The sequence below is a fragment of the Streptomyces sp. NPDC058632 genome (assembly GCF_042717095.1).
Lineage (GTDB): Bacteria > Actinomycetota > Actinomycetes > Streptomycetales > Streptomycetaceae > Streptomyces.
In genome coordinates this window covers 1-6,777 of record NZ_JBHXQZ010000170.1, presented here as the reverse complement: position 1 = coordinate 6,777, position 6,777 = coordinate 1, and the positions used below count along the sequence as shown (strand labels likewise).

General features: G+C 72.3%; 3 protein-coding genes and 1 pseudogene. 3 read left to right on the top strand and 1 reads right to left on the bottom strand.

Features of this window, described 5'->3' with window-relative positions; translation table 11 throughout:
- Positions 1–48: 48 nt before the first annotated feature.
- Positions 49–1,261 (bottom strand): annotated as a pseudogene (locus ACFWVE_RS34445) (globin domain-containing protein).
- Positions 1,262–1,647: 386 nt separating this feature from the next.
- On the opposite strand from ACFWVE_RS34445, the gene ACFWVE_RS34440 reads away from it, so the two are divergent.
- The 3 genes from ACFWVE_RS34440 (at position 1,648) to ACFWVE_RS34430 (ending at position 6,670) form a co-directional block, all read left to right on the top strand.
- Complete coding sequence (locus ACFWVE_RS34440; protein WP_384023037.1) at positions 1,648–2,340, top strand: response regulator; 693 nt, start codon at positions 1,648–1,650, stop codon at positions 2,338–2,340.
- Positions 2,341–2,443: 103 nt separating this feature from the next.
- Positions 2,444–4,168: a GAF domain-containing protein gene (locus ACFWVE_RS34435; protein WP_384023034.1), complete on the top strand. Its 1,725-nt coding sequence runs from the start codon at positions 2,444–2,446 to the stop codon at positions 4,166–4,168.
- A gap of 132 nt (positions 4,169–4,300) precedes the next feature.
- Complete coding sequence (locus ACFWVE_RS34430) at positions 4,301–6,670, top strand: glycoside hydrolase family 65 protein (RefSeq protein ID WP_384023030.1); 2,370 nt, start codon at positions 4,301–4,303, stop codon at positions 6,668–6,670.
- Positions 6,671–6,777 lie beyond the last annotated feature (107 nt).

Below are 6,777 nucleotides of genomic sequence, written 5' to 3'. Positions count from 1 at the left end.
CTTCGCGCACAGCACGCGCGAAGGGCCCACGCCCGTCCTGCGCAGCGGTCAGGCAGCCGCCCCGGGAAGCCACAGATCGGGACCGAAGACCTCGTAGCCGGTCCGCCGGGCGGGGACCCCCGCGCCCAGGAGCCGGCCACGCGCCGTACGCATGAACGGCAGCGGGCCGCACAGGTACACCGACGCGTCCGCCGGAACGTCGATCCCGGTGAGGTCCATCAGGCCGCTGCGCGCCCCGCGCCCCGCGCTCCTCGTCGCCCGGCCGCTCGTACCAGAAGACCGCGCGGGCGCCCGGCAGTTGCTCCACCAGCGCCCGTACCTCGGCGCGCAGGGCGTGCTCCGCGGGCGAGGTGTCGGCGTGCAGCACCAGGACCCGGCGTGTCGAACCCGTCGCGGCGAGCCGGGCGAGCATGCCCACCATGGGGGTACAGCCGATGCCGGCCGAGACCAGCACCAGCGGGGTGTCCGCCTCGTCGAGGGTCACGTCGCCGGCCGGTACGGACAGGGTGAGCTCGTCACCGGCGCGGGTGTGCGCGTGGAGCAGGCCGGAGACCTCGCCGTCCGGTGCCCCCGAGTCCCCGGTGACCCGCTTGACAGTGATGCGGCGGAGATCGCCGCCCGGGTCCGAGGACAGGCTGTACTGGCGCAGCTGGTGCACCCCGTCGGGCATCCGCAGCCGCACGCTCACGTACTGCCCGGCCCGTGCCGGCGGTGCCGGTTCGCCGTCGGCCGGGCGCAGCAGGAACGACACCACGTCGACGGTCTCCTCGCGCCGTTCGACGACCGTCCACCGTCGCCAGATGTCACCCGGCGCGACTCCCGCGTCCTGGTAGAGGCGGGCCTCCTGCCCGATGAGGGCGCCCGCCATCAGCCAGTACACCTCGTCCCGGGCCGCGGCCACCTCGGGGGTGACGGCGTCGCCGAGGACCTCCGCTATCGCACCGAACAGGTACTTGTGCACGATCGTGTACTGGTCGCCGGTGACTCCGACCGCGATGTGTTTGTGCGCGATGCGTGCCGGCAGGGCGTCCGGCCGGGTGTCCGGGTCGGCGAGCAGTGCCCGCGCGAAGCCGGCGATGGAACCGGCCAGCGCCCGGCGCTGGGCCCCGCTGGCCTGGTTGCCCCGGTTGAACATGCCGTCCAGGAGTTCGGGGCGATCGTGGAACATCGCACCGTAGAAGCGTGCGGTGATCTCGTCGAGCGCTCCGGCCACGGCGGGAAGGACGGCCCGGACCACTGCGGCGGATTCTTCGGACAGCATGAGGTCTCCCAACGACATGACGGGGTGCGGGTGCCGAGCCGCATCTCCGGACCGCTGGCACTTCTGTACAGCAATCCGACGAGCGTGTTCTGGGTGGTAACCACTGGTGGCGGGGTGCTACGGGCCCATCGGCCCGGCAGAGGAGGACCTTCGGTCCCGGGCAGTGCCCGGGGAACAGGGCCGGTCGGCCCGGCCCCGAGGACTCATGGCGCGCTGTTCAGGGGTGGGTGCCTTTGCGGAGAACGGGTGGCCGACAGGAATCAAGGCCGACCGGCCCTGGCCGTTCGGCCCGGAACCGAGAAGGATCTCGGTGAGGGGCCTCCCGGTGGCAGTCGGCCGGGGGCACCGGCACACGACGGCCGGCACACGAGGACAAGGAGCGTCAGATGGCGGACAGCGAGCGGTCAGGACCCGACCGGCCCATCCGGGTCTTCCTGCTGGACGACCACGAGGTGGTCCGCCGCGGAGTGCACGACCTGCTGAACGACGAACCGGACATCACCGTCGTCGGCGAGGCCGCCACCGTGGAGCAGGCACTGGTCCGCGTCCCCGCGCTCCGCCCCGACGTGGCGGTCCTCGACGTCCGCCTGCCCGACGGCGACGGTGTGACCGTGTGCCGTGAACTGCGTTCGACACTGCCGGACCTGGCCTGCCTGATGCTCACCTCGTTCGACGACGAGGAGGCTCTGCTGGACTCGATCATGGCGGGCGCCTCCGGCTATGTGCTGAAGCAGATCCAGGGCTCGGACCTGGTCGCGGCCGTGCGGACGGTCGCCTCCGGACAGTCTCTGCTCGACCCGAGCGCCACCACCCGCCTGATGGCCCGGCTGCGGCAGGAACAGGAGCCGGAGGAGAAGAAGGACGCCCTGCCCGGACTGACCGAACGCGAGCGGGAGATCCTCGCCCTGATCGGCGAGGGACTGACCAACCGGCAGATCGGCCAGCGGCTCTATCTGGCGGAGAAGACGGTGAAGAACCACATCTCCCGGCTGCTGGCGAAGCTCGGCGTGGAGCGGCGTATCCAGGCTGCCGTGATCGCCACCCAGGCGCAGGACCGGCTGCGGCGCACCGATCGCTGACACCGGGTTCGCCAACCGGTGGGATACGGCCGGGCCACGCCCGTTAACGTGGCACCTGCCGGGGGCACGCTGCCGGTAGAGCGAGCGAACGGGAGGACCACGGGTGGAGAGCTCCGAGCGGGGCGGGGACCCCCGTCCGCTGCTGCCACAGCTGAGGCTGGACGACTTGCTGGAGGAGCTCCAGGCCCGGATCGACGCGGTCCGCGGCACGCGTGACCGGGTGCACAGCCTGCTGGAGGCCGTCCTCGAGGTGGGCCGCGAGCTGGACCTGAAACAGGTCCTGCACGGCATCGTCGACGCCGCAGCGGTGCTGGTGGACGCCGAGTACGCCGCTCTCGGCGTGATCGGTCCCGACGGCAAGCGGCTGTCGGCCTTCCACACGGTCGGCGTCGGCGACGAGGAGATCGCCCGGATCGGCCACTACCCCGAGGGCCACGGGATCCTCGGAGAGCTGATCCGGCACCCCCAGCCGCTGCGGCTGGCGAAGCTGTCCGAGCACCCCGCGTCCTTCGGTTTCCCGGCCCACCATCCGCCGATGAACAGCTTCCTCGGCGTGCCCATCCGGGTCCGTGACCAGATCTTCGGCAATCTGTACCTCACCGAGAAGCGTGCCGGTGCGCAGTTCGACGAGGAGGACGAGTCGGTCCTGTCGACCCTGGCCGTCGCCGCCGGCGTCGCCATCGACAACGCCCGGCTGTACGAGGAGTCCCGGCTGCGGGAGCGATGGCTGCAGGCGAACACGGAGATCACCCACGCCCTGATGTCCGGCAGCGGCGGCAGCGAGGCTCTCCTGCTGATCGCCGAACGGGCCATGGAGATCACCGGCGCGGCACTCGCCGAGGTGGCGGTGCCGATGGAGGGCACCGCGTCGCTGACCGTGGAACTCGCCATGGGCCAGGAGGCCGAGACCCATCGCGGGCTCGTCGTCCCCGTCGACGACAGCCTGCTGGGCCGGGCGTTCACCAGCGCCGCCCCCGTCACCAGCCCGGACGTCTCCTGCGACGAGCGGGTGTCGTCCGGACCGCAGCGCTTCGCCGGCCTCGGCCCGGCGGTGGCCGTGCCCGTCGGATCGGAGGACGGTGTACGGGGCATCGTCCTGCTGGTGCGCGCTGCCGGCCGCGGCGAGTTCTCCGACAAGGAGATCGAGCCGCTGCAGGGCTTCGCCGCACAGGCGGCGGTGGCGATGGAACTGGCGGAGCGCCGCCGCGACGCCGAACAGATCGCGGTGCTCGAGGACCGCGACCGGATCGCCCGGGACCTGCACGACCTGGCCATTCAGCGGCTGTTCGCCACCGGGATGACGCTGCAGAGTGCCGGCCGTCTCATCGAGCACAAGGAGGCCTCGGAGCGGGTCTCCCGGGCGGTGGACGACCTGGACGAGACCATCAAGATCATCAGATCGACCATTTTCGGCCTGCGCGCCCACGACGCCGCCGCCGGGACGGGACTGCGGGCCCGCGCCGTGCGGGTGGTCGGCGAGGCGGCCTCCGTGCTGGGCTTCGCGCCCAGCGTGCGGATGGAGGGCCTGGTCGACACCCATGTGCCGAAGGAGACCGCCGACCATCTGGTGGCCGTCCTGTCCGAGGCCCTGACCAACATCGCCCGGCACGCGCGCGCCGACCGGGTCGAGGTGGCCCTCGAGACCGACGGCCGCGAGGTGCGGCTGACCGTTGCCGACAACGGCGTGGGCCTCCCGGAGGGCGGCCGCCGCAGCGGACTGCGCAACATGGCCGAACGCGCCGCGCAGCTGGGCGGCGGTCTGGAGATCGACAGCGCCCCGGACCGCGGCACCACCCTGGTGTGGCGCGTACCCGTGCGGGAGGGCTAGCCCTCCCGCACGCGCGCCGCGGCGGCGGCCCGGAGGCGGGGTTCGGCCGGGTGTGTGTTCCTGTTGCGCGCGGGTACCCCGTGCGCAACCACCGGAGCCCCCGCTGGGCCTCCTGGGGGAAGGAGCGTCGACGTGGACGGCTGGACCTGGGAGTACGAGGGATACGACCCCGCCGAGGTACGCCTGCGGGAGTCGCTGTGCACGCTCGGCAACGGCTTCTTCGCCACCCGGGGTGCGCTGCCGGAATGCGCCGCCGACGACGTGCACTACCCGGGAACGTACGCGGCCGGCTGCTACGACCGGCTCACCTCCGAGGTGGCCGGACGGCACATCGAGAACGAGGACCTCGTCAACCTGCCCAACTGGCTGCCCCTGCGGTTCCGGCTGCCCGGCGGGCCGTGGCTCACCCCCGACACGACGACCGTGCTCGACCACCGCGAGACCCTCCTGCTCTCCGCGGGACTGCTGGAGCGCCTGACCCGGTACGACCTGGGGGAGGGCCGGGCACTGAGGGTGCGCCAGGAACGCCTGGTGCACATGGACGACCCTCATCTGGCCGCGCTGCGAACCGAGTTCACGCCCGAGCGGCACTCCGGCGCACTCGAGGTCGAGGCGGCCCTCGACGGCGGCGCCACCAACGCCGGGGTGGCCCGCTACCGGGACCTGGACGGCCGTCACCTGACCCATGTGCACAGCGGCAGCACGGCACCGGACACCGTGTGGCTGCGCTGCCGCACCCGCACCTCCGGCATCCGGATCGCCCAGGCGTCCCGGCTGCTCTCCGAGGCACCCGTCACCTTCCGCAAGGAGAACCCGCGGGCCGTCCATCTGACGCGGCTGCACCTGGCCGCGGGCCGTACGGCGACCGTGGACAAGATCGTCGCGCTGTACACCTCACGTGACCCGGCGATCAGCGACCCCCTGCACGCCGCCGTCGACCGGGTGGGCCGCGTCACCGGCTTCGCGGAGCTGGTGGAGTCCCACCGGACAGCCTGGGGCCGGCTGTGGCGCCGGGGCGAACTGGACGTGCCGGGGGAGGCCGGCACCATCCTGCGCCTGCACCTCTTCCACGTGCTGCAGACCCTCTCCCCGCACACCGCCGACCTGGATGTCGGGGTACCGGCCCGGGGCCTGCACGGAGAGGCGTACCGCGGACACGTCTTCTGGGACGAACTGTTCGTGCTGCCCTACCTCAACCTGCACTTCCCCGAGGTCTCCCGGGCCCTGCTGCACTACCGCCACCGGCGCCTCGACCGGGCCCGCACCGCGGCCCGGGACGCCGGACACCGAGGGGCCATGTACCCCTGGCAGAGCGGCAGCGACGGCCGGGAGGAGGCCCAACAGGTCCACCTCAACCCGCGGTCGGGCCACTGGGTACCCGACCACTCCCGCCTCCAGCACCATGTGGGATCGGCGATCGCGTACAACGTGCGGCAGTACTGCGAGGCCACCTGCGACACCGAGTTCCTGCACACCAAAGGTGCCGAACTGCTGCTGCAGATCTCCCGTTTCTGGTCGGGCGCCGCCGCCTACGACCCGCTCCTGGGCCGCTACCGCATCAAGGGGGTGATGGGCCCCGACGAGTACCACGACGCCTACCCCGACGCCCCCGGGCCCGGAGTCGACGACAACGCCTACACGAACGTCACCGCGGCCTGGGTGCTCGCCCACACTCTGGACGTGCTGCGCAACCTGCCCGAGCCGCGCCGGCGGGAACTCGACGAACGCACGGGCCTCGACCGGAGCGAACTCGAGAGGTGGGAGGAGGTCTCCCGAGCCCTGCACGTGCCCTTCCACGACGGCGTCATCAGCCAGTTCGAGGGGTACGGAAAGCTCGCCGAACTCGACTGGCGGGACTACCGGCGGCGTTACGACGACATCCGGCGACTGGACCGGATCCTGGAGGCCGAGGGCGACACCGTCAACCGCTACCGGGCCTCGAAACAGGCGGACGTCCTGATGCTCGGGTATCTGTTCTCCCCGGCCGAACTGCAGGGCCTCTTCCGCCGGCTGGGGTACGAGATGGACGAGGCGACCTGGCGTCTCACGGTGGACCACTACCTGCACCGCACCAGCCACGGGTCCACCCTCAGCGGTCTCGTCCACGGCTGGGTGCTGGCCCGTGACCGGCGCGCCGAGGCCTGGACGTTCTGCCAGGAGGCCCTGCGCGGGGACATCGCCGACATCCAGGGCGGCACCACCGGTGAGGGCATCCACCTCGGCGCCATGGCCGGCACCCTCGACCTGGTCCAGCGCGGGCTGCCCGGCCTGGAGACGCGCAACGGCGACCTGCGGCTGGACCCGGTACCCCTGCCGGAGCTGTCCTCCTACGGCTTCACCCTGCGCTACCGCGGCCACTGGGGCGTCCGGCTGCGGCTGGAGCGCGGGCGCGTGGAGATCGCCGTACCCTCGTCGGGACCCGGGCCCGTCGACGTACGCCTCCCGGACCGTACGGCCTGCCTCCAGCCGGGGGAGACGGGCCGCCTGCCCCTCACGGACTGACGGCCGGCAGGGCCGGGTCGGCCGGTCTCCTGCTTCAACCGGGGGAGGGCTCAAGCGTGGAACGTGATGCGCCCGCGCCGCGGAGCGCCCGCCCGGTCCGTCAGGAC

Excerpts from the sequence above, each read along its gene's own strand:
- ACFWVE_RS34440 (WP_384023037.1), top strand. The coding sequence starts at position 1,648 with ATGGCGGACAGCGAGCGGTCAGGACCCGACCGGCCCATCCGGGTCTTC.